At 67.0% G+C, this 23,261-nt stretch carries 19 protein-coding genes and 2 tRNA genes; 9 read left to right on the plus strand and 12 right to left on the minus strand.

Annotation, left to right across the window (positions count from 1 at the left end; all coding sequences use genetic code 11):
- Positions 1 to 95: 95 nt before the first annotated feature.
- A tRNA-Leu gene (locus tag K206_RS0109935) sits at positions 96 to 182 on the minus strand.
- 205 nt (positions 183 to 387) lie between these two features.
- Here K206_RS0109935 and K206_RS0109940 point away from each other — a divergent pair.
- From K206_RS0109940 to K206_RS0109950, 3 genes are all read left to right on the plus strand, one after another.
- Positions 388 to 705 (plus strand): hypothetical protein, encoded by a 318-nt coding sequence (locus K206_RS0109940; RefSeq protein WP_029043434.1) that lies wholly within the window; start codon positions 388 to 390, stop codon positions 703 to 705.
- A 281-nt stretch (positions 706 to 986) separates the two neighbouring features.
- Entirely contained in the window at positions 987 to 1,250 is a 264-nt protein-coding gene (locus K206_RS0109945) for a hypothetical protein (RefSeq protein ID WP_020202259.1), read from the plus strand.
- 179 nt (positions 1,251 to 1,429) lie between these two features.
- The gene (locus K206_RS0109950; RefSeq protein WP_020202260.1) at positions 1,430 to 1,837 is read left to right on the plus strand and encodes a heme-binding protein; all 408 of its coding nucleotides are present in this window, start codon (positions 1,430 to 1,432) and stop codon (positions 1,835 to 1,837) included.
- Positions 1,838 to 2,151: 314 nt separating this feature from the next.
- On the opposite strand, the gene K206_RS0109955 is transcribed toward K206_RS0109950, so the two are convergent.
- From K206_RS0109955 to K206_RS0109970, 4 genes are all read right to left on the minus strand, one after another.
- On the minus strand, positions 2,152 to 2,481 hold the full coding sequence (locus tag K206_RS0109955) for a hemin uptake protein HemP (RefSeq protein WP_020202261.1): 330 nt from the start codon (positions 2,479 to 2,481) through the stop codon (positions 2,152 to 2,154).
- A 225-nt stretch (positions 2,482 to 2,706) separates the two neighbouring features.
- The gene (locus K206_RS0109960; RefSeq protein WP_029043435.1) at positions 2,707 to 3,120 is read right to left on the minus strand and encodes a biopolymer transporter ExbD; all 414 of its coding nucleotides are present in this window, start codon (positions 3,118 to 3,120) and stop codon (positions 2,707 to 2,709) included.
- Positions 3,121 to 3,150: 30 nt separating this feature from the next.
- Positions 3,151 to 3,885 (minus strand): MotA/TolQ/ExbB proton channel family protein, encoded by a 735-nt coding sequence (locus K206_RS0109965; RefSeq protein WP_020202263.1) that lies wholly within the window; start codon positions 3,883 to 3,885, stop codon positions 3,151 to 3,153.
- A gap of 29 nt (positions 3,886 to 3,914) precedes the next feature.
- Entirely contained in the window at positions 3,915 to 4,571 is a 657-nt protein-coding gene (locus K206_RS0109970) for an energy transducer TonB (protein WP_020202264.1), read from the minus strand.
- A 537-nt stretch (positions 4,572 to 5,108) separates the two neighbouring features.
- Between K206_RS0109970 and K206_RS0109975 the strand changes: the two genes are divergently transcribed.
- The gene (locus tag K206_RS0109975) at positions 5,109 to 7,409 is read left to right on the plus strand and encodes an AAA family ATPase (protein ID WP_020202265.1); all 2,301 of its coding nucleotides are present in this window, start codon (positions 5,109 to 5,111) and stop codon (positions 7,407 to 7,409) included.
- 18 nt (positions 7,410 to 7,427) lie between these two features.
- Here K206_RS0109975 and murI read toward each other — a convergent pair whose 3' ends face one another.
- The 4 genes from murI to K206_RS0109995 all read right to left on the minus strand — a co-directional run bounded on the left by murI (position 7,428) and on the right by K206_RS0109995 (position 11,677).
- Positions 7,428 to 8,240 carry a glutamate racemase gene (murI, locus tag K206_RS0109980; protein ID WP_020202266.1) on the minus strand — a complete coding sequence of 271 codons (813 nt, stop codon included), beginning with the start codon at positions 8,238 to 8,240 and terminating at the stop codon, positions 7,428 to 7,430.
- 105 nt (positions 8,241 to 8,345) lie between these two features.
- On the minus strand, positions 8,346 to 9,869 hold the full coding sequence (locus K206_RS0109985) for a fumarate hydratase (RefSeq protein ID WP_020202267.1): 1,524 nt from the start codon (positions 9,867 to 9,869) through the stop codon (positions 8,346 to 8,348).
- 199 nt (positions 9,870 to 10,068) lie between these two features.
- On the minus strand, positions 10,069 to 10,596 hold the full coding sequence (locus K206_RS0109990) for a TIGR00645 family protein (RefSeq protein ID WP_020202268.1): 528 nt from the start codon (positions 10,594 to 10,596) through the stop codon (positions 10,069 to 10,071).
- A gap of 112 nt (positions 10,597 to 10,708) precedes the next feature.
- On the minus strand, positions 10,709 to 11,677 hold the full coding sequence (locus tag K206_RS0109995; protein WP_020423734.1) for an EamA family transporter: 969 nt from the start codon (positions 11,675 to 11,677) through the stop codon (positions 10,709 to 10,711).
- Positions 11,678 to 11,999: 322 nt separating this feature from the next.
- Here K206_RS0109995 and acs point away from each other — a divergent pair, with 322 nt between their 5' ends.
- From acs to K206_RS0110015, 4 genes are all read left to right on the plus strand, one after another.
- Entirely contained in the window at positions 12,000 to 13,982 is a 1,983-nt protein-coding gene (acs, locus tag K206_RS0110000; RefSeq protein ID WP_020202270.1) for an acetate--CoA ligase, read from the plus strand.
- Positions 13,983 to 14,069: 87 nt separating this feature from the next.
- Positions 14,070 to 16,121, plus strand: a complete 2,052-nt coding sequence (locus K206_RS0110005; RefSeq protein ID WP_020423735.1) for a VC_2705 family sodium/solute symporter — start codon at positions 14,070 to 14,072, stop codon at positions 16,119 to 16,121.
- A gap of 60 nt (positions 16,122 to 16,181) precedes the next feature.
- Positions 16,182 to 16,272: transfer RNA gene (locus K206_RS0110010), tRNA-Ser, on the plus strand.
- 871 nt (positions 16,273 to 17,143) lie between these two features.
- Entirely contained in the window at positions 17,144 to 17,659 is a 516-nt protein-coding gene (locus K206_RS0110015) for a cytochrome b (protein ID WP_029043437.1), read from the plus strand.
- Between the two features lie 57 nt (positions 17,660 to 17,716).
- Here K206_RS0110015 and K206_RS0110020 read toward each other — a convergent pair whose 3' ends face one another.
- Both K206_RS0110020 and K206_RS0110025 read right to left on the minus strand, forming a co-directional pair.
- Positions 17,717 to 19,066, minus strand: coding sequence for a HAMP domain-containing sensor histidine kinase (locus tag K206_RS0110020; RefSeq protein WP_029043438.1), 1,350 nt, complete (start codon positions 19,064 to 19,066; stop codon positions 17,717 to 17,719).
- 2 nt (positions 19,067 to 19,068) lie between these two features.
- Positions 19,069 to 19,725: a response regulator transcription factor gene (locus K206_RS0110025; protein ID WP_029043439.1), complete on the minus strand. Its 657-nt coding sequence runs from the start codon at positions 19,723 to 19,725 to the stop codon at positions 19,069 to 19,071.
- Positions 19,726 to 20,024: 299 nt separating this feature from the next.
- Here K206_RS0110025 and K206_RS0110030 point away from each other — a divergent pair, with 299 nt between their 5' ends.
- The gene (locus K206_RS0110030; RefSeq protein WP_029043440.1) at positions 20,025 to 20,720 is read left to right on the plus strand and encodes a VIT family protein; all 696 of its coding nucleotides are present in this window, start codon (positions 20,025 to 20,027) and stop codon (positions 20,718 to 20,720) included.
- Between the two features lie 231 nt (positions 20,721 to 20,951).
- Here K206_RS0110030 and K206_RS0110035 read toward each other — a convergent pair whose 3' ends face one another.
- Positions 20,952 to 23,210 carry a hypothetical protein gene (locus K206_RS0110035; protein WP_020202276.1) on the minus strand — a complete coding sequence of 753 codons (2,259 nt, stop codon included), beginning with the start codon at positions 23,208 to 23,210 and terminating at the stop codon, positions 20,952 to 20,954.
- Positions 23,211 to 23,261 lie beyond the last annotated feature (51 nt).

Genomic DNA, 23,261 nt, shown 5'->3' on the forward strand with positions numbered 1-23,261 from the left:
AAAGCCGCTGGTGCTGGCGGGCTTGCTGTTCCTGTTCCTGATGGCCGGTGGCGCGGCGCTTTGCGCGGCAGTCGCCTGAGCCGGCGCTGTGCTGCTGGTGCGGCCGACGGGGGTCGAACCCGTAAGCCCGTAAAGGCGGCAGATTTTAAGTCTGCTGAGTCTACCAATTTCTCCACGGCCGCACGGCAAGCCCGGTATTGTGGTCGGTTGGGCGCGGTGATGCAAGCTTGGCGCGGGACAGCCGCGATGCGGCGGGAGGCGCGCAGATGCCGCCCGGATGTGCCGGTTGTTACGCCCGGTAACAATGTAGAACCCCCGGTTTCACCTGGATTGGCGGCAGTCTCTACAATATGACTTATCGAATAACGACTTGCAGGGGCAAAGATCATGAAACGCTGGTTGCTCGCAGGACTTGCAGTGCTTGGGGTGCTTTCGTCGGGCGCGGCAATGGCGCATGTCAATGTCGGCCTGTCGATCGGCGTCCCCGGCGTGGTGGTTGGCGGCCCGGCATACTATCCGGCGCCCGCCTATGTGGCGCCGCCGGTGGTGATGGCGCCCGCTCCGGTCTACTATGGCCCGCCGCCGGTGGTGGTACGCCCGGCGCCGGTCTATTACGGTCCCGGCTACTATGGCCCGCGCTACTACGGCCGCGGCTACTACGGCCCGCCGGGACGCTGGGGGCATGAGCATCGCCACTGGCGATAAGCATGAACGATCTGCTTCGCGCAGCGTCACAAAGGGGCCCCTCGGGGCCCTTTGGCATTTGGGGCCGCGGCCGGCGGATGGCCGAATGACGCGGCAAAGCGGCAAGTGGTTCCCGCGAGATGATCGGGGTCAAAATATTTGAACAGACAAGTCAAACGGCAGGTTAGATCGTTATTAGGGTTTCCACCTACACTACTTGTGTTGCACCGCGATGAAATGATTTCGCAAAGTCCTGTCATCCGGTGCCCCTCCAGCACAGTACCTACCCAAAGGATCAGACCATGAAGATCAAGAACAGCCTGGTGACGATCGCCGCCTTGACCGCCCTCTCCGCCCTCTCCGCTTCCGCATTCGCCGCTGGCACCGGCAAGGCCGATCCGTACACCGATGGCGCCAAGCTTGGCAAGGTCGATCCGTACACGGACGGCGCCAAGTTCGGCAAGGTGGACCCGTACACCGACGGTGCCAAGTTCGGCAAGGTCGACCCCTACACGGACGGCGCCAAGGTCAGCGACCGCCGCGACTCGTTCACCGACGGGGCCTGAGTCTTCCGCAGGTTCAAGCGCGCCAACGCAGCAACGCAAGCAGCAAGCAAGAAACCCGCTCCGGCGGGTTTTTTGCTTTTTCGCGCGCGCGGGGCGGCCCGTGGCAATGCCGGCGGCCGGGGCGCTATACTTCCGGCTCGTTGAACTGATTCACCGAAATGAACTTCGAGGAGAGTGGTATGCAGCAAAAAACCGTGCTGACGGCAGACGATGTGAAGAAGGTACTGGCCGCAGCAGAGGTCGAAGCCAAGAATCACCAGTGGGCCGTGTCGATCGCCATCGTTGACGATGGCGGCCACCTGCTGGCCCTGCAACGTCTGGACGGCGCGGCGCCGATCTCGAGCTACATCGCCACCGAAAAGGCGCGTACGGCGTCGCTGGGCCGCCGCGAGTCGAAGATCTACGAAGACATGATCAACAACGGCCGCCAGTCGTTCATGACCGCGCCGGTGCTGCAAGGCATGCTGGAGGGCGGCGTGCCCATCGTCGTCAACGACCAGGTGGTGGGCGCCGTCGGCGTGTCCGGCGTGAAGTCGACCGAAGACGCGCAGATCGCGCGTGCCGGCATCGCGGCCCTGGGCGTCTGAGCCCAGGCTTCCGAGCCGTAGACGCGCGCAGCAGAAGCGCGCAGTAGAGGCGCGCAGTAGAAGCGTTCACCGGCAGCGGGCATCCTCGCTGCCGGCATCAGGATGAGGGCCGCGGCGCGTTGCCGCCATGTCCCGTTCCTCGCCGCTCCCGCCCGTGCCGTGGCTGTCGATGGCCCGGCACGCGGCCTGCCGGTCCCGGCAGGCATCTCGCCCGTTCCCGTCCGTTCCCGTTCGCAAGCCGCGTAGTGGCGCGACCTGCCATGCTTGCGCAGGCGGGTGCTCGCGCCCATGCGCAAGCGCGGACGGCGCGCGGCTTACTTCGTCAGGATCAGCTTGCCGTAGCGCGTGATGCGCAGCGTGTAGACCTCGCCGTTATGCAGGATCGGCAGCACGTTGTTGCCGCGCATCAGCGTTTCCAGCGGCACCGCTTCGCTGGCCTGCGCCACCGGCAGGCTGTCGCGCACGAGGGCCTCGAGGCGGGCGGGCAGGGCGGCCACGGCGGACTTCATCGATTCGATCGCCGTGCTGGCCGCGGTCTCGCGCCGCGACGGCGTGCGCGAGCTCGGATTGACTTCGATCCGGCGCAGCGAGAGGCGGCGGCGAGTCACGGCGGGTTGCGACATCGGCAGGGTCAGGGTGCTCATCGGAGGGCTCCGGTGCGTTGGCTGGCGGCGGCGCGGGCTGCGCGCCATCACCAGCGGGGTTCAAGTTGCCCTTATCTTAAATGAGAACAGTTATCATTACAATAGTGTTTTTTGATGGAACCGCATGGAAACGCCGCGCCGGCGCCGGATGCGGCGAGGGCGGCGCGCCAAGCAAAAAGGGCACCCCTCGGGAGTGCCCTCTTGCTTGCCGATCGGTCCGGCCGCTCAGTGCTTCGGCTCGGTGATGAAGCCGATCTTGCCGAGCCCGCCGTGCTGCGCGGCAGCCATGACTTCGGCCACGCGCTCGTAGCGCACGTCGCGGTCGGCGCGCAGGTGCAGTTCCGGCTGGGGCTGCTGCTGCGCGGCTTCGGCGATGTTGGCGTCGAGCATCTGCTCGTCGACCTCGGTCTGGTTCCAGAAGACCTTGCCGCTGGCATCGATCGACACGTTGATGCTCTGCGGCTTCGGATCGTTGGGCGTGTTGGTCGCGCGCGGCAGGTCGATCTTGACCGCGTGATTGATCACGGGAATGGTGATGATGAAGATGATCAGCAGCACCAGCATGACGTCGACCAGCGGCGTCATGTTGATCTCGCTCATTACCTCGTCATCGTCTGAGTCGAGGGTACCGAATGCCATGATGACTTCCTTCTTGCCTTGCTGCGGGCCTTACGGGTTCTTGACGGCGAGGCGCATACCGCTGTCGTCGGTAGCGCCACGGGCGTTGCTCGGACGCACGCGGGCGCCGGTCACGAAGTAGGCGTGCAGGTCGTGGGCGAAGCGGTTGAGCTTGGAGATCACGCCCTTGTTGCCGCGGCTCAGCGCGTTGTAGCCGAGCACCGCCGGAATCGCCACGGCCAGGCCGAAGGCGGTCATGATCAGCGATTCGCCGACCGGGCCGGCCACCTTGTCGATGGTCGGCACGCCCGAGGCGCCGATGTTGATCAGTGCGTGATAGATGCCCCACACGGTGCCGAACAGGCCGACGAACGGCGCGGTCGAGCCGACCGAGGCCAGCACGGCGAGGCCGGACTGCATGCGCGCCACGGCGTCGTCGATGGCGCTCTTGAGCGAGCGGGTCAGCCAGTCGGAGATGTCCATCACGTCATGCAGCTGGGGCTGGCTGGCGCGGTGGTGCTGGGCGGCTTCCTTGCCGGTCACGGCGAGCGAGCGGAACGGGTTGGCGTCGTTGCCGCCGAGCGTCTCGAGGGCGTGGTCGAAATCGTCGGAATGCCAGAAGCGCTTCTCCGCGCCGTGCGCCATCTTCTTCAGGCGGATCAGGTCCCACGCCTTGGTGAGGATGACGATCCACGAAGCCAGCGACATGATGAGCAGAATGATGGCGGTGGCGCGCATGACGAAATCGCCTTGCGTCCAGAGGTGCGAGAGTCCGAGGTCCTGCATGATGGTTCCTGGTGAGGTCGGTATTGAAATCAGTTGAGTTCGAAGCCGATCGGCTGCTGGGCGGTGACCGCCACGGCGCGACCGTTGTCCATGTATGGCTTGCAACGCATGCGCTGGACCGCGTCCACGGCGGCCTGGTCCAGGCGCGACGAGCCGCTCGACGAGACGATGGCGGTCTTCACCACCTTGCCGCTTTCGTCGGTGGTCAGCCGGACCACGGCCTTGCCGGTTTCACCCATGCGGCGCGATTGCGAGGGATAGGCCGGCTGCGGCGGCGTGCACTGGATCTCGCCGATGCCGACGGCGCGCGGCGCGGCCGATGCCGGCGCGGGCGGCTCGGGTGCCGGGGCGGGCGGAGCCGGAGGCGCGGGCGGTGCCGGCGGCGCCTCGATGGCGTTGGGCGTGGGCGGCAGCGACGGCACCGGCAGCGGCGTGGGCCGGGGCTGCGGCGGCGTCGGTTTCGGCGTAGTGACCTTGACCTGCTTGGGCGGCGTTTCGGGCTTGGGTTTGGGGGTCTCGACGGCAGGCTTCTGCGGCGGCTCGAGCGGAATGATGCGGGCGATGATCTCGGGCGCGATCACGGCTTCCGTGATTTTGCGCCCCAGCCCGCTCTGGATCAGGTAAAGCAGGCCGACGTGGAACAGCAGGACGGCTAGCGTGATCTTGAAAAAACGTTGATCGAACATGTGAAAACAACGGATGTCGGCGGTCTGGCGCGGCGCCGGCTTTATTAGCGATAGGGCCTATTTGCGATAGAACAGGATCAGCGAGATGCCACAACCGACCAGCAAGCTAAGCAGCAATTCCATGATAAACGCTCCTTCAACAGGTATGCCGGTGGGAGCGCCGCTCTAGGGGGCAGCGTGTCAGCTTGTAAGTATAAACGATAATGATTCTTATTTGTTAGCATTTTGTGCAATGCAGCCGGGCATTCCCGCCGGCTTGTTGCGTGCCGGCGCGGCAATCGGCGCGGCAATCGGCGCGGCAGCCGGTTCCGGGTCGCATCGCGGCGCTGCACAAGTCGTCTTTATACGCCGATTTCGCCGCGATTTCGCGCCGCGCTCCCGCCCCGCGACCGGACGCCGCGCCCGAATGCGCTCCGGCGCACGGCACAGGGTTGCCGGCAATGCCCGATCTGCCACAAAGCGCGCTAGCATAGGAAAAAGACGAGCAATTCGCCGCGCCGCCCACGGCGCCGGCGCCCCGTGCGAGAGGATCAGGCTATGGACTTCACCCGTTGCGCCGATGATGACCGCTCCACGCTGCTGCGTGCCGCCGCTGTCTCGCCGGGCACCTCCGCGCTCGACTGGATGTGCGCCCAGTTCGCCCTGCGCGTGGTGTGCGCGCTGGGGCCGCGCTTCAACCTGCGCAGCAACATCAACGACATCCTGACCGTCAGCGCCCAGGACATGGTGTGGCCCTACGGCGTGGTGCTGCGCGTGCAGCGCTTCCTGGCCGCGCGCTGCGCCGACATGCCGGCCTGGAAGGGCGCCGCGCGCCTGACCCCGGAGGAATTCCTCGAGCGGCACGGCCAGTGGAACAGCGCCTTCGACGAAAGCGCGCTGTTCTATTACCTCGACGAATACGTCAAGCACCACGCCAAGGACATGTTCGCCGTGTTCGACGTCTCGGCCGCGGCGCTGGCCGCGCGGCTGGACGGCGAGCGCGTGCTGCTGGTGCGCAATATCGACATGCTCAGCCACGTGCTGGACCTGCCCGAGCACGAGCGCAAGCTGCTGCTGTACGCCGCGCTGGCCAAGTACAAGCGCGACCTGCGCGCCGTGATGGTGGACTGCAAGGTGGCGCACAGCCAGGAGGCCTTCCAGATCCTGGCCGGGCTCACCGGCGCCAGCCCCGCGGCGGTGGCCGCCTCGCTGCGGCCTGGCTCGCGCCTGGAGACGCTCAACCTGATCGAGCAGCCGCTGCCCGAGAACAGCGTGACCGACCTCGGCGACCTGATGCGCCTGTCCGACCGCCTGCTGCACGTGCTGCTCGGCAACTACGCCGACGAGGCGGAGATGATGGCGGTGTTCACGCGCCCCGCCGCGGCGCCCACGCTGGGCACCGGCGACTATCCGCACGTCGAGACCGATGCGCGCTATCTCTCGGCGCTGCTGGCCAACGCCACCAGCCAGCACGCCTGCGGGGTCAACGTGCTGATCTACGGCCCGCCCGGCACCGGCAAGACCGAATTCGCCAGGCTGCTGGCGCGCGAGGCCGGCTGCGAGCTGTACGAGGTGGACTGTCTCGACCGCGACGGCAACAGCCTCTCGGGCAAGGACCGCTATCGCTCGCTGCAGGTGTCGCAGGCATTCCTGCGCGGCCGTCCGCACACGGCGCTGCTGTTCGACGAGGTGGAAGACGTGTTCCCCGGCAGCACGCGCGAGCTGACCAGCCTGTTCGGCCAGGAAGACCCGCGCGGCTCGGTCAACGGCAAGGCCTGGGTCAACCAGACGCTGGAGCAGAACCCGGTGCCGGTGATCTGGATTTCCAACTCGATCCGGCAGATCGATCCGGCCTACCTGCGCCGCTTCCAGTTCCACCTGGAGCTGAAGATTCCGCCGCCGCAGGTGCGCGAGAACATCATCCGCAAGCATCTCGGCGCGCTCGACGTGAGCGATGCCTTCATCGCCACGCTGGCCGCGCGCAAGACGCTCACGCCGGCGCAGGTGCAGTCGGCCGCGCGCTTCGTGCAGCTGGCGCGCACGGGCGTGGCCGAGCCGGTGGAGGCGCTGATCCTGCGCCAGCTCGACCATGCCGACCGCGCGATGGGCCTGCGCCCGGAGGTGGAAGGGCGGCCGCTGGTGACGCATTACCGGCTCGACTACCTCAACCTGGAGACGCGCTACGACGTGGGCAAGATCGTGCAGGCGCTCAAGGCGCGCGAGCGCGGCACGCTGTGCTTCTACGGGCCGCCCGGCACCGGCAAGACCGCGCTGGCCGAGCACATCGCCGCGGCGCTGGAGCAGCCGCTGATGATCCGCCGCGCGTCCGACCTGATGAGCAAGTACGTGGGCGAGACCGAGCAGCAGATCGCGGCGATGTTCGCGCGCGCCGAGGAGGAGGGCGCGGTGCTGCTGCTCGACGAGGCCGACAGCTTCATGCAGAGCCGCCAGAACGCCGTGCGCAACTACGAAGTGTCCGAGGTCAACGAGATGCTGCAGGGCATGGAGCGCTTCAACGGCATTTTCGTGTGCACCACCAACCTGTTCGAGCGCATCGACGAAGCCGCGCTGCGGCGTTTCTCGTTCAAGATCCGCTTCCTGCCGCTCAAGCCGGAGCAGCGCGCCGCGATGTTCGTGGAAGAAGCGCTCGACGGCGACGCCGCGCGCCTCGACAGCGCCATGCGCGAGGAACTGGCGCACCTGGACTGCCTGACGCCGGGCGACTTCGCCACGGTCAAGCGCCAGTGCGTGCTGCTGGGAGAGTCGCTGACGCCCGACGAATTCCTCGCGCAACTGCGCCAGGAGCATGCGGTCAAGCCCGACGTGCGGCAGCGCAGGCCGCTGGGCTTCCTGCAGTAGCGTGGGCGCGCGCCGGGGTCAGGCCAGCGCGGGAGCCGGCTCGATCGACACGGTTTGCGCGTCGGCCTCCACGTGCAGCAGCGCGGCGGCCATCGCGCGCAGGTGCGCGGCGTCCTTGGTGGACGCATAACGGTCGCGCGGCACCGCGCCGGCATCGGCGGCCAGGCCGTGCTCGCCAAGCTTGCGCTGCAACTGGCGCGCGATGGCGCTGCCGGTGTCGACCAGCGCCAGCCGGTCTCCCACCATGCCGTGGATCGCCTCCGCCAGGAACGGGTAGTGGGTGCAGCCCAGCACCAGCGTGTCGGCGCCGGCCGCGAGCATCGGCGTGAGATAGGCGTCGAGCTTCTCGCGCACGGCGGGGCCGGCCACGTCGCCTTCCTCGATCAGCGCGACCAGGCCGCTGCCGGCCTGGCAGAGAAAGCGGCTCTCGCCATCGAGCGAGGCCAGCAGCCGCGCGAACTTCGCGCTCCTGAGCGTGTTGCCGGTGGCCAGCACGCCGACCACCTTGCTGCGGCTCGCCGCGGCCGCCGGCTTGAGGCCGGGCTCGACGCCGATGATCGGCAGCGCCAGCCGCTCGCGCAGCGTGTGCACCGCGTGCATGGTGGCCGTGTTGCAGGCGATCACCAGCGCCTTGCAGCCTTGCGCCACCAGCCATTCGCAGGCCTGCAGCGTGCGCGCCTCGACGAAGCGCTCGGGCTTCTCGCCATACGGGTTGTACTTCGAGTCGGCGAGGTACAGCAGCGACTCATGCGGCAGCAGCGCGCGGACCTCGCGCAGCACGGACAGGCCGCCGAGGCCGGAGTCGAAGATGCCGATGGGTGCGTTGTTCACGGATGGCGTGTGGCGTATGGGAAGGAATTCGGGGCCCGCATGCAAAAAGCCGGGTCGGCGACCCGGCTCTCTACAGCGGCATGGCTGTCGCGGAAGCAGCCCGGATTATGCCGCGGCGACCGGGATCTTGCCGATCTTGGCCTGCCATTCGGCGGGGCCGGTCTTGTGCACCGAGGTGCCTTCGCTGTCCACGGCCACCGTCACCGGCATGTCCTTGACGTCGAACTCGTAGATGGCTTCCATGCCCAGGTCCGCGAAGCCGACCACCTTGGCTTCCTTGATCGCCTTGGCCACCAGGTAAGCGGCGCCGCCGACCGCCATCAGGTAGGCCGACTTGTGCTTCTTGATCGCCTCGATCGCCACCGGGCCGCGCTCGGCCTTGCCGATCATCGAGATCAGGCCGGTCTCGGCCAGCATCATCTCGGTGAACTTGTCCATGCGCGTGGCGGTGGTCGGGCCGGCCGGGCCGACCGCTTCGTCGCGCACCGGGTCGACCGGGCCGACGTAGTAGATCACGCGGTTCTTGAAGTCCACCGGCAGCTTCTCGCCCTTGGCCAGCATGTCGGCGATGCGCTTGTGCGCGGCGTCGCGGCCGGTCAGCATCTTGCCGTTGAGCAGCAGGGTCTGGCCCGGCTTCCACGACGCCACTTCCTCGGGCGTGAGCGTGTTCAGGTCGACGCGCTTGGAGGTTTCGGTGTTGGGCGCCCACTCGACCTTCGGCCATTGCGACAGGTCCGGCGCTTCCAGCCTGGCCGGGCCGCTGCCGTCCAGCGTGAAGTGCGCGTGGCGCGTGGCCGCGCAGTTCGGGATCATCGCCACCGGCTTGGAGGCCGCGTGGGTCGGGTAGCCCATGATCTTGACGTCGAGCACGGTGGCCAGGCCGCCCAGGCCCTGCGCGCCGATGCCCAGCGCGTTGACCTTCTCGTACAGCTCCACGCGCAGTTCCTCGATCCAGTCGCGCGGGCCGCGCGCGATCACGTCCTGGATGTCGATCGGGTCCATCAGCGATTCCTTGGCCATGACCATCGCCTTCTCCGCGGTGCCGCCGATGCCGATGCCCAGCATGCCGGGCGGGCACCAGCCGGCGCCCATTGTCGGCACGGTCTTGAGCACCCAGTCGACGATGGAGTCGGACGGGTTGAGCATGACGAACTTCGACTTGTTCTCCGAGCCGCCGCCCTTGGCCGCGACCTGGATGTCCACCGTGTTGCCGGGCACCACTTCATAGTGGATCACGGCCGGGGTGTTGTCGCGGGTGTTCTTGCGGCCGCCTTCGGGCGGGTTGACGATGGAGGCGCGCAGCACGTTGTCCGGATGGGTGTAGCCGCGGCGCACGCCTTCGTTGATCATGTCCGACAGCCCCATGGTGGCGCCGTCCCAGCGCACGTCCATGCCCACCTTGACGAAGATCGTGACGATGCCGGTGTCCTGGCAGATCGGGCGCTTGCCCTCCGCGCACATGCGGCTGTTGGTCAGGATCTGCGCGATCGCGTCCTTGGCGGCCGGACTCTGCTCCAGCTCATAGGCGCGGCCCAGGCTGGTGATGTAGTCCATCGGGTGGTAATAGCTGATGTACTGCAGGGAGTCGGCGACGCTCTGGATGAGGTCTTCTTGTTTGATGACGGTCATTTTTGTGGGGACAGGCGAGGGGGGAAATTCAACCCGGAATGATACACCCGCGCGGCGGCGTCGCGGCGCGCGCATGCGCGTGCCGGCAACGCCGCGGGTGATGCCGGGGCCGCATCGCGCGGCCCGCTGGGCGTTCCGGCGGCAGGCCGAAAAAAACCGCAGCCGGGGCTGCGGTCTGGTGGCCTCGCCGGGAGCGGCTTCAGTGCGCCTTGCCGGGCGCGGGGTGCGACACCAGCTTGTCGACGTAGGCCATTGCCACCGCCGAGAGCAGGAAGGCGAGGTGGATGATGACCTGCCACATGATGGTGTTCGGCGCGCGCTGGTCGGCGTCGATGAAGGTCTTGAGCAGGTGGATCGACGAGATGCTGATCAGCGCCATCGACAGCTTGACCTTGAGCACGCCGGCGTTGACGTGGTCGAGCCATTCCGGCTCGTCCGGATGGTTGTCCAGTCCCAGGCGCGAGACGAAGGTCTCGTAGCCGCCCACGATCACCATGATCAGCAGGTTGGAGATCATCACCACGTCGATCAGGCCCAGCACCACCAGCATGAACTTGGTCTCGTCGTATTCGGTGGCGTGCGCCACCAGGTGCCAGACCTCCACGCCGAAGTGATAGACGTAGACCGCCTGCGCGACGATCAGGCCGAGGTAAAGCGGCAGCTGCAGCCAGCGCGAGGAAAAGATCACGCTGGCCAGCGGGCCGAGCCGCCGGGGCTGGTTCGACATGGGATTCGATGCCATTGGGGTTGAAAGCGGAATGTAAGGGAAGGGTTGCAATTGTACATTGCGCATATTTCGCGAATCGCGCGTTTTGCACCCTGGCCGGCCTTCAACCTGTTCAGCCGCCGCGATCTTGCCCGGCGCCGGCCGCCGCGCCGGCGCCGTCGCGCCACGTGCGCCGGGCGAGCGGGCCGGGCCAGCTCGCCAGCACGATGCCGGCCAGCACGCAGGCCAGCGCCACGCCATGCGCCCAGCCCGGCTTCTCGCCGAGGAAGACGATGCCGTAGGTGGCCGCCGCGACCGGCAGCACCGCGGTGAACACGCCGGCCAGTTGCGCGGGCACGTGGCGCACGCCCTTCATCCACAGCCAGAACGAGAAGATGCTGGCCGACAGCGCGTACCACAGCAGCATCAGCCAGATGCCGGGCGGGACCGAGGCCATGTCGAACGTGAGCAGCGGCACCAGCCCCAGCGGCAGCATCAGCAGACCGCCGATCAGGTGCGTGTAGGCGCAGATCTCGATCGCCGCCAGCGTCTGCGCCAGCCGCCGCGACAGGATCACGTAGATCGATTCGCAGATCACCGCGCCCATGATCATCAGGTTGCCGAGCAGCGCCTGCCCGCCGTCGGTCCCGCCGCCGGCGCCGTGCCCGGTGCCGCGCGCCACGTTCAGCACCGCGATGCCCGCCACCGCCAGCAGCACCGACAGCACGGTGCGGCGCGACAGCCGCTCGCGCAGGACCAGCCACGACAGCAGCGCCACCGTGGCCGGGATGGTGCTGGTGATCACGCCCGCGGCCATCGCGCTGGTCAGGCGCACGCCGCCCAGCATCAGCAGCGTGAACAGGAAGGTGCCGAAGAACGCCTGCAGGAACAGGTTGAGCCACTCGCCGCGCGACACCGCGCGCATGCGCGCGGGCCGGTACCACGGTGCCAGGCACACGATGGCGATGGCAAAGCGCAGCAGCGCGAACAGCAGGATCGGCACGTAGGCCACGATGGCCTTGCCCAGTCCGACATTGCTGCCGACCAGGGCCATCGCGGCGATCAGGAGGAGGGAGTGGACGGGCAAGTCGTGGACGGCCAAGTCGGCTCGGCGGGCGGCGTGCGGCGCGCGCAAACTCCGCGAATGTCGCAGCGCCGTGTTCGGAATAGGGCTCGCGGCATTATAGCTGTGCTAGCCTAATGGAGAAGGCTGCACATCGGCATGCGGGCGCCGCGATCGCGCCACCCGCGTTGCCGGCGCAACGCTCGCCGATGCTGCGCCGCACGCAAGCGGCATGCTGCATTGCAGCAGCCGGACCCGGCCCGGCGGGGGCCTGAAAACCCCCGGCGGCACGTCAGGTTTAAGTAAGCCGTCGGGCGTAAGTTTGCAGCCACGCAGCCACACCATATCAGGAGACAAACAAATGTCCGCCATCGAATCGGTGATGCAGGAGCATCGCGTTTTCAATCCCCCGGAGTCGTTCGCAAAGCAGGCCGCGGTGCCAAGCATGGAGGCCTACCGGGCGCTGTGCGATGAAGCGGAGCGTGACTATGAGGGCTTCTGGGCGCGGCATGCGCGCGAACAGCTGCACTGGAGCAAGCCTTTCACCAAGGTGCTCGACGAAAGCAACGCGCCGTTCTACAAATGGTTCGAGGACGGCGAGCTCAACGCCTCCTACAACTGCCTCGACCGCAACCTCGCCAACGGCAACGCCGACAAGGTGGCGATCGTGTTCGAGGCCGACGACGGCGCCGTCAGCAAAGTCACCTACCGCCAGCTTCACACCAAGGTCTGCCAGTTCGCCAACGGCCTCAAGGCGCTCGGCATCAGGAAGGGCGACCGCGTCGTCATCTACATGCCGATGTCGGTCGAAGGCGTGGTGGCCATGCAGGCCTGCGCGCGCATCGGCGCCACCCACTCGGTGGTGTTCGGCGGCTTCTCCGCCAAGTCGCTGCAGGAGCGTCTGGTGGACGTCGGCGCGGTCGCGCTGATCACCGCCGACGAGCAGATGCGCGGCGGCAAGGCGCTGCCGCTCAAGGCCATCGCCGACGAAGCGCTCGCGCTGGGTGGCTGCGAAGCCGTGAAGAGCGTCATCGTGTATCGCCGCACCGGCGGCAAGGTCAACTGGACCGAAGGCCGCGACCGCGCGATGGACGACGTCGCCAAGGGCCAGCCCGAGACCTGCGAAGCCGAGCCGGTCAGTGCCGAGCACCCGCTGTTCGTGCTCTACACCTCCGGCTCCACCGGCAAGCCCAAGGGCGTGCAGCACAGCACCGGCGGCTACCTGCTGTGGGCGCTGATGACGATGAAGTGGACTTTCGACATCAAGCCCGACGACCTGTTCTGGTGCACCGCCGACATCGGCTGGGTCACGGGCCACACCTATATCGCCTACGGCCCGCTCGCCGCCGGCGCCACCCAGGTGGTGTTCGAAGGCGTGCCCACGTATCCCAACGCCGGCCGCTTCTGGGACATGATCGCGCGCCACAAGGTCAGCATCTTCTACACCGCGCCGACCGCGATCCGCTCGCTGATCAAGGCCGCCGACGCCGACGAGAAGGTCCATCCGAAGCAGTACGACCTGTCCAGCCTGCGCCTGCTCGGCACCGTGGGCGAGCCGATCAACCCGGAAGCCTGGATGTGGTACCACCACAATATCGGCAACGAGCGCTGCCCGATCGTGGACACCTTCTGGCAGACCGAGACCGGCGGCCACATGATCACGCCGCTGCCGGGCGCCACGCCGCTGGTGCCGGGCTCGTGCACCTTGCCGCTGCCCGGCATCATCGCCGCCATCGTCGACGAGACCGGCCAGGACGTGCCCAACGGCAGCGGCGGCATCCTCGTCGTCAAGCGCCCGTGGCCGTCGATGATCCGCACCATCTGGGGCGATCCGGACCGCTTCAAGAAGAGCTACTTCCCCGAGGAACTCGGCGGCAAGCTCTACCTTGCCGGCGACGGCTCGATCCGCGACAAGGAAACCGGCTACTTCACCATCATGGGCCGCATCGACGACGTGCTCAACGTCTCGGGCCACCGCATGGGCACGATGGAGATCGAGTCGGCGCTGGTGTCCAACCCGATCGTGGCCGAGGCCGCCGTGGTGGGCCGCCCCGACGACATGACCGGCGAGGCCATCTGCGCCTTCGTGGTGCTCAAGCGCTCGCGCCCGACCGAGGAAGAAGCCAAGCAGATCGCCACCGAGCTGCGCAACTGGGTCGGCAAGGAGATCGGCCCGATCGCCAAGCCCAAGGACATCCGCTTCGGCGACAACCTGCCCAAGACCCGCTCCGGCAAGATCATGCGGCGCCTGTTGCGCTCGCTGGCCAAGAACGAGGAAATCACCCAGGACACCTCGACCCTGGAAAACCCCGCCATCCTGGACCAGCTCAAGCAGGTCCAGTAAGCAGGGCACGCACCGGCCGGCCGGTACGCCACGCGCGTGCCGGCCGGCCGTTTCCGCATCCGCGGCGCCAGTCCAACCACGCATCCCATGCCCGACGAACAGTCGCGCTTCCGCCGCCGGCTGCTGCTCTACTACGGCTTGTTCACCGTCGGCCTCTTCACGTTCATCGGCATGATGGGCCTGCTGGAGCATTCCAGCGGCGACGCGCTCTGGCTCGGCTACGTCTTCCTGTTCGTCACCATCGCCATCTATGCGTGCATCGGGCTGATCTGTCGCACCTCCGACCTCAATGAATACTACGTGGCGGGGCGCCGCGTGCCCGCCATGTTCAACGGCATGGCGATCGCCGCCGACTGGATGAGCGCCGCGTCCTTCATCGGCCTGGCCGGCATCCTGTTCGCCTCGGGCTACGAAGGGCTCGCCTACGTGATGGGCTGGACCGGCGGCTACTGCCTGGTCGCCTTCCTGCTCGCGCCCTACCTGCGCAAGTACGGCGGCTACACCATCCCCGACTTCCTCGCCGCGCGCTACGGCAACGGCAAGCCCGGCGGCAACCTGCCGGTGCGCGCGATCGCCGTGCTGGCCGCCTCGCTCTGCTCCTTCGTCTACCTGGTGGCGCAGATCCAGGGCGTAGGGCTGATCGTCACGCGCTTCATCGGCGTGGAGTTCGCTGTCGGCGTGTTCTTCGGCCTGGCCGGCATCCTGGTCTGCTCGTTCCTCGGCGGCATGCGCGCGGTCACGTGGACCCAGGTCGCGCAATACATCATGCTGATCGTCGCCTTCCTGGTCACGGTGTCGATGATCGCGTGGAAACATCATCACGACGCGCTGCCCCAGCTCAGCTACGGCAAGCTGCTCTCGCAGCTCGACACGCGCGAGCGCGAAATAGAGCGCGACCCGGCCGAGCAGGTCGTGCGCGAGTTCTATCGCCAGCAAGCCATCCGCATGCAGGAACGCATCGCCAGGCTGCCGCAGTCGTTCGCCGAGGAACGCGACGCTCTGTCCGCGCGGCTGCAGGAACTGCGCCTGCGCAACGCGCCGCTGCGCGAGATCAAGACTGTCGAGCGCGAGCGCATCGAATTCCCGCGCGACGTCGCCGCGGCGCAGCTGCAATGGAGCCAGCAGCGCGAAGAAGCGCTCGCGCGCAGCCAGCCGTCCACGCCCTCCACCGAACCCTATCCCTCCGCCTCCGAGCAGGAGCGCAAGACCAAGCGCCTCAACTTCGTGCTGCTCGTGTTCTGCCTGATGCTCGGCACCGCCAGCCTGCCGCACATCCTCACGCGCCTCTACACCACGCCGTCGGTCAAGGAAACACGCAGCTCCGTGGCCTGGGCCGTGTTCTGCATCGCGCTGCTCTACGTCTCCGCGCCCACGCTCGCCGCGCTGGTGAAATACGAATTCTTCCAGCACCTGGTCGGCACGCCCTACGCCGAACTGCCGCAGTGGGTAGTGCAATGGCGCAAGGTCGACCCGCCCGTGTTCGGCATCCGCGACGTCAACGGCGACGGCATCGTGCAATGGGCCGAGATCCTGATCCAGCCCGACATGATCGTGCTCGCCGCGCCCGAGATTGCCGGCCTGCCCTACGTCATCTCCGGCCTCGTCGCCGCCGGCGCGCTCGCCGCGGCGCTCTCCACCGCCGACGGCCTGCTGCTCACCATCGCCAACGCGCTCTCGCACGACGTCTTCTATCACATGATCGACCGCACCGCGAGCCACCAGCGGCGCGTCACCACCGCCAAGATCGTCCTGCTCGGCGTCGCGCTGTTCGCCTCGTACGTCACCTCGCTGCGGCCCGGCAACATCCTCTTCCTGGTCGGCGCCGCCTTCTCGCTGGCCGCCTCCAGCTTCTTCCCGGTACTCGTGCTCGCCATCTTCTGGCGCCGCACCACCGCCGCCGGCGCGGTCGCCGGCATGACCGCCGGCCTCGGCGTGGCGGTCTACTACATCTTCGTCAACTACCCGTTCTTCACCCGCATGACCGGCATCTTCGGCAACCGCTGGTTCGGCGTCGACCCCATCGCGTCAGGCGCCTTCGGCGTCCCCGCCGGCTTCGCCGTCGCCATCCTCGTCAGCCTGCTGACCCCACGCAACGCGCCCGTGATCGACCGCCTCGTGACCTACCTGCGACGTGGCTGACGGACCGCTTCACGAAACACTGGAATTGCCGGACAAGTCTGTTATAATCGCCGACTTCCCGGAGAGATGGATGAGTGGTTTAAGTCGCACGCCTGGAAAGCGTGTATAGGTTAATAGCCTATCGGGGGTTCGAATCCCCCTCTCTCCGCCAAGAATGAAAAGAGCCCTGTAAGTCATTGACTTACAGGGCTTTTTGTTTTTGGGGATCGTTATGAGGGCGCCACGTCGCCAAGCAGTTTTGGCTGCGCGCAAAAAATGCTGGAAGAGCAGCGTTGTCCTGCCTCATGGCAAGCGGCGGCGGCGCCAGGTACACCCTGGTTCACCGTCTCATGCCGACATTGATCACGCCAGCATGGCGTGACGCAGGGAAAACGAGCGCCGCAGTTCGGTGCTCGAACTGGCTCAGTGCAATACATCAATACGTGGAAGGCACGCCAATCGATATTATTTGGCGTGAAATTTACGCTTCTCTTGCTTTCGTATGGCCAAATGGCATATCGCTGTTACGCTCAGAAATCCGAATGCCTGTTACGCTAAATCAAAGCTGATGCGGGCCAAGGATTTAATCAACGATATCCTTGAGTCCATAACTCAGCCAGACGATCCCATGCTCGACGAGCCTGCTGCTCATTGCGCAGTTCGCCGCCGCTCCTCCTGCAGGTCCGATACTCAGAGTACGATTTCCTTCCGCTCCTTGGTCGCTGCGCCTATGAGGTTCTCATCTCGGGAGTGTCACCTGTTCATAGCATGGTGGGCAGGGAAAAAAATATCGTGATGGATATTAATCGATAACCTTCGGTCGAGATTGCTGATAAATCGCTACTTCACATAAGCGTAGGTCCATAAACTGTCACGCTATTTTTATTATGTTTTGTTACGGCGAAAAATAGAAATAGTTCTCACCATGTCGACGCAAAAAATTGATCGCCGAGAGACACCAGGAAACCTGTTTGATTTTCAGGCTGGCGTCAGCTTGGCAGGGTCTACTAGGCGACATGGTTATCGTCATGGAAAGACATCCGATGGAACACAAGGTCCAGCACTACTCAAGATTGATGATCGTTCTGCACTGGCTTACCGCGCTCTGCGTGGGGATCGCATGGTTGCTCAGCGAGGGTGGGCCGGCGGTCGTGCGCAATCCGCCGACGTGGCATTTCATGTTCGGACTGGCCGTGCTGCTGCTGGTAGTGCCGCGTATCGGCGCGCGGCTGGCTGGTGGCGCGCCTCCGCTCGACGCGGGCAGCCCGCCGTTGCTGCAGCTTGCCGCCAAGGTCGGTCATGGGGTGCTTTATCTGTTCCTGATCGCCATGCCGTTGACGGGCTGGTACGCCGCCTCGGCGCTGGGTATCCCGGTCACGGTGTTCGGGGTGGCCTTGCCGGCGCTGACGGATCCGGTCCAGCCACCGCCGGGCTTCGTTGCTGAACTCCACAGCACGGGCGGTTCCGTGTTTCTGGTCATCGCGGGCCTGCACGGACTCATGGCGCTGTATCACCACTTCGTGCTGAAGGACGACACGCTGCGGCGCATGACACCCTGACCCGGCCGCGTTGCGCTGTCGATGCCTGCCGCCGACCGTGGCTGGCGGCTGCGGAAATCATGGCGTCGAGGGGGGCTCGTCCGGCCATGCGATGATGGCCTCGAAGCCATCGCTTCTTCCGCTCGCGGGCGAGCGAAGCGTCAGGCTTCCGCCGGTCTGGTCCATGATGGCGCGAACGATGGACAGGCCCAGGCCGGTTCCCGCGGCCGACGTGACGCCGCGCCTGAAGGGCTCGGTGATCCGCGGCAGCATTTCGGTCGGGACCACCGGCCCCCGATTGACCACGCGAACCTGCTGGCCCGGTCCGGCGATCACGTCGACCGGGCCGTCCGCCGCGCCGTGGAGCAGGGCATTCTGGATCAGGTTGCGCACGGCGATGGCAAAGGCGTCGAGATTGATCCGGCGCGTCAGGACCAGTCCATCGCAGACCTGCAGCGTCACCCGGGCTGGCGTGCCGGAGGTCGGCTGGAAGTCCCGCACCACCAGGCGCAGCGCGGGAAGGAGGTCGGACGCCGTTTGCGCCTGGGCGAAGCCCGCGTCGAGCCGGGCGAGCTGCAGCAGCTTTTCGGACAGGCGCGACAGATGCCGCAGGGAAAGCTCGACTTCCTTCAGGCGCTGGCCCGCTGGCTGATCACCAAGCTCGACGGCCAGCAACTGCGTTTGCGCCAGGGCGCCGGCGATCGGGGTTCGCAGCTCATGCGCGCTGCTGGCCGCGAAGGCGCGTTCCGCGTCCAGCGCCGCGCTCAGGCGCTTGAGCAGGCTGGCCACCGCGTCGGCGATGGGCGCGAGTTCGGCGGGTTGTCCTTCTGTCGCCAGGGGAGACAGATTGTGGCTGCTCCGCTCGGAGATGTCGCGCGCCAGGCGCCCGACGGGGCGCATCGCGCGCTGGATCGCGATCCAGATGCCGGCGGCGGCCAGCGGTATCAGGCCGAGGAGCGGCCACAGTACCGCGTCGAGCGCCGCTCTGAGGGCCGCACGGCGATACCCCGTGTGCTCGACCAGGACGATCGAGAATCCGGAGCGGGGGTCCCGCTTCGAGAAAAGGCGCTTGCCGCCGAGTTCCGAAAATCCCGCCGCAACGGGCGCCGGCGGCAGGCTTTCCGGTGCGTCGTCCGTGCGCAGCACCACACGGCCGCGCGGGTCGATCAGATAGTAGGTGAAGTAGGCCGTCCCCTGGTCGGGGTCGGCGCCCCGTACGCGATCCTGGCCATGCTCGTCCCCCTCCTGGATTTCATGCACGGCGAGCGGCAGCAGGCGCAAGGCGCCTTGCCGCAGCGACTGATCGAACGCTTCGTTGATCTGCGCGGACATGACCATGCCGGCGATGCTCGCAGCGCCGATCCAGAGCAGGGCCATGCTTGCCGAGACACCCGCGGCGAGCCGCCAGGCAATCGAAGGGCGCGCCATGTTCAGCCTTCCACCTGGTAGCCCAGTCCCCGGACGGTGTTCACGAAGTCCTTGCCGAGCTTCCTGCGCAGGCGGCTGACATAGACCTCGACCGCATTGCTTTCGATTTCCGCGCCGAATTCGTATAGCGAATCCTCGATCTCGCCCTTGGTGACGATCGCGCCGCGATGGCGGACGAGCCGCTCCAGGACCGCCCACTCCCGCGCGGTGAGCCCCGCGTCCTTGCCGTTCACCATTGCCCGCTTGCGGGCCAGGTCGATGGAGACCGGGCCGATGTCCCGCACCGGGTTGGGGTCGCCCGTGTAGCGGCGCGCCACGGCGGATATGCGCGCGTTCATTTCACTCAGATCGAACGGTTTGACCAGATAGTCGTCCGCGCCGGCGTTCAGTCCTTCGATCCGCACGGCGATCTGATCCTGCGCCGTGGCGATGATGACGGGAACCGGGTTGCGCGCCGCGCGCAGTTCGCGCAGCAGCGCCAGGCCGCAGCCGTCGGGCAGGCCGAGATCGAGGAGAACCAGCTCATAGGCGACGGTAGCCAGGGCCGACCGCGCCTCGTCGATGGTCCGCAGCCAGTCGACGCTGTGGCCGTTCAGTGCGATGTGGTCCCGCACGGCCGCGCCCAGCACCGGGTCGTCTTCGATCAGCAATGTCCGCATGAATCTCCTCCAGGAAGCCGACGCCCGAGCATGCCACGCCAGCCTGACGGGCGGCTGAACAACCGGCGGACCTTTTCAGGCTGGCGTCAGGTCTAGGTTGTCCAATGGCACGGGTGCTGTCATGGTAGCAACGCCTGATGCCAATATTCGGGATGCCGGCGCGGAAAAAGCCAAAAGGCTGGCCCGCGCGGCGTCATCTTCAAGAGAAAATGGATCGCCCGTGTCGGCCGGACGGGATCCCGCCATGCTCTGCGCGAGAGAGCGGGTGCTGAAACAAATACCGGAATCGGGGGAGTTGGATGCGTCGCACACATACGGAAAGACACCTGATCGCGCGCGTTGGTTGGCTGCGAGCCGCCGTGCTCGGCGCCAATGACGGGATCATCTCGACGGCGAGCCTGATCCTGGGCGTGGCCTCGGCAGCGGGTTCCCAAGGCAATGTCCTGCTGACGGGCGTGGCCGGTCTGGTCGCCGGCGCCATGTCGATGGCGGCGGGGGAATATGTCTCGGTCAGTTCGCAGTCCGATACCGAGGAAGCCGATCTCGCGCGGGAAAAATACGAACTCGCGAAGGATGTGGAGTTCGAGGAAAAGGAACTGGCGCATATCTATGTTTCCCGCGGCGTCGAGGCCGGACTTGCGCGCCAGGTGGCCCAGCAGTTGATGGCCAAGGATGCCCTGGGTGCCCATGCCAAGGATGAGCTCGGCATTTCGGAGATCACCACGGCGCGCCCCGTGCAAGCCGCGCTGGCGTCGGCGGCGAGCTTCTCGGTCGGGGCGGCCGCTCCGCTCGCACTCGTCGTGGCTTCGCCATCGAACTGGTTGTTGCCGGTGGTATCCGCTGGGTCCCTGGCGTTCCTGGGGCTGCTTGGCGTGGCCAGCGCCAAGGCTGGCGGCTCCGGCATCCTGAAGCCGACGATCCGCGTGGTGTTCTGGGGCGCGCTCGCAATGGCCGTGACTGCCGGGATCGGCGCCGCTTTCGGCGCGGCGGTCTGAAACGCTCCGGCGTGTGCGGCATGGATCGTTCCGGGGCAGCAGTACCATGCCGGCGACGCGGCGCATGCGCTCGATCCGGTCCCGCGGAATCCGCGTGCGCAAAAAAGAAAAGCCCCGCGGAAACAAATTCCGCGAGGCTTTCATCTTCCATCCTTCCATTGCGCCTGCCGGACCCGGGCCCAGCCAAGAGGGCCCGGAAATACCGACCCGCTCAAGCGCGCCGGATCCCGCTTACTTCGGCAGCAGGCCGGACAGTGGTTTCTGCGACAGGAACATCGAGCTCATCTCGTCCGCCGTCAAGGCGCGATTCCACATCGCCAGATCGGAGAAGGCCATCTGCATGGGCTTGTCGGACGTGGCGCGGCTGGGATCGTAGGATCCGGCGGTCTGCCCGTTCTTGACCATGTAGAACTTGCCGGTTCCATCCTCTCCCAGGCCGAAGCCGACTTCGCTTGCCTGATTCACGCCGGCCAGGCCCGCGACGTTCATGCCGGCGGCGAACGCATGGGTCTGCGACTGGGTGCCCAGGATGGGATCGAACACGTAGCCCGACATGGTTTTCCCGCCGACGTCGACCACCAGCGCGAAGTACACCCACTGGTTCTCGCTGAACGGGATGTACGGGCTGTTGGTGTCGGTGCGGTGCGAGCCGTCCGCGACGTTGAACTCCGCGCCGCATCCGAACATGCTGATGATGATGCCCGCGGTGCCGCCGCTGGTGGCGTAGCCGGTCTTGTTGCTGAGGATGGGCTCGCCGACGGTGTTGGTGCTGCACGCGGGGGCCTTGTACCAGAAGCCGATGGTGAAGGCGCCGCTGCTGGCGATCGCGCTGTTCACCACGTCCTGCGCGGCGGACTGCGGCGTGAGCCGGTAGCCGTCGTAGCCGGCGGCGTTCGCGATGGCGGTGTCGATGAACAGGCCATGTCCGCCGAGCGGGTCGGCGGTGGTGGCGCCGCCGTTGGCATCGGCCGCCCACGGTCCCATCGTGCTGTGACCGAGCGCATCGACGGGCGCGGTGAGCTGCGGGTCTTCGCCGAAGGGGTAGTAGACCGTCAGCCCGTTGGCGAGGGTGGTGGCCAGCGGCACCGGGGGCTGCGCCTTGATGTACGAGATCTGCGGCGTGAGCACGGCGCGGGCCGCCGTGCCCGCGACCACGGTGTAGCTGAACTGGTACTTGCCGGTCTTCAGTTCGTTCCGGTCGGCGAGCGGGTCGGTGTAGGTCGTCGTGCCCGCGGGCAGCGTGGCGATTGCCGTGCCGTCGCGCATCACGGTGATGGCCGCGCCGGCGGGCGCGGTCCAGTTGAGCACGGCGCGCGCGCGCGTGGTGGTGTCCTCGGCAATCTGGACGGTCAGCGCGGGAGGCTGCGCGCCGATCAGCTGGCCGCCGTCCATCGCGTAGTCCTGGCCGGCCGGCGTCTTGTCCAGATAGGCCAGCATGGTCGGGGCCACGTCCGCGATGCTGGCATATTGGTACAGCCCCGCGACGGTCGCCGGCAGCGCCGGGGTGGCGCCCCGCTGGCCATTGTTCTCGTCCTGGTTGACGGCGATGAACGCGGCCGACTGCGGCACCTGGGGCAGCCCGTCGGCGCGGCCGTTGGCGTTCAGGCCGTGGCTCGAGGCCACCACGATCAGCCATTTGCTGTCGGGATTCCTGGCGGTTTCCGACAGCAGCGTGCCGACCGCCGCGTCCAGCTGCGCGAGCTTCTGCGCGTACTGGGACGAGGCCAGGCCATTGCCCAGCGCCACGTCCTCGGCGGAATGGTACTGGGCGACGATGCTCGCGTAGCCGCCGTTGCCGATCATCTGGACGGCGTTGCGCGTGACGCAGTCGTCGGGGGTGGCGTCCTGGGAGCAGTCGGTCAGCGTGTCCAGCGCGCCCGCGGTGTGGTCGGACGCCAGCAGGGTCGCCAGCGGCGCCGAGGCGACGGTCGCCCCGGTCAGGTCCGTGCTGGCTGCCTTGACCCTGCCGAACAGGGTCTGCACGGCGGGTTTCTGGCCGGGCGCGATCGCGAAGATGCGATGCCGGCTGGCCCACGTTCCCGTCAGCAGCGTCGCCCATCCGGGCGCGTCCAGGTTGGGCTGCTGGCTGACGCCGTTGAGCACGCCGCCGCTGTAGGCGAGCTGCGGCTGGAGCTTGGCGAGATTCGGCAGCTGGCCCGACGCGATGCCCTGGCGCACGGCGTCGTACGTGACGCCGTCGAGATCGACGAACAGCGTGCGCTTGGCCAGGGTGGCGGACGGCGTGGGCGTGCCGGTGCCGGGGGGCGGCACGACGGGTGCGCCGGCGCTGGCGTTAGCGTCGTCGCTGCTGCCGCAGCCGCTCAGGGCGCTGCCCATGAGCCCGGCCAGGGCCAGCGTGCCGGCAAGTCTGGCCAGCGGCCAGCGCCGGTGTTGCGCGCGCTGGCGCGCGATGGCGGCGGCACTGTCGCGCGCCGCGGCCGGCGGCCGCGGACTGCCGCCCGCCCGCAGAGGATCGTATTGGATGTTCATGTTGTGGAATGGCTGGATTGGGGATGGATGTCGAGACCCTGGGGTCTGCCG

Source organism: Cupriavidus sp. WS, from assembly GCF_000395345.1.
Lineage (GTDB): Bacteria > Pseudomonadota > Gammaproteobacteria > Burkholderiales > Burkholderiaceae > Cupriavidus > Cupriavidus basilensis_B.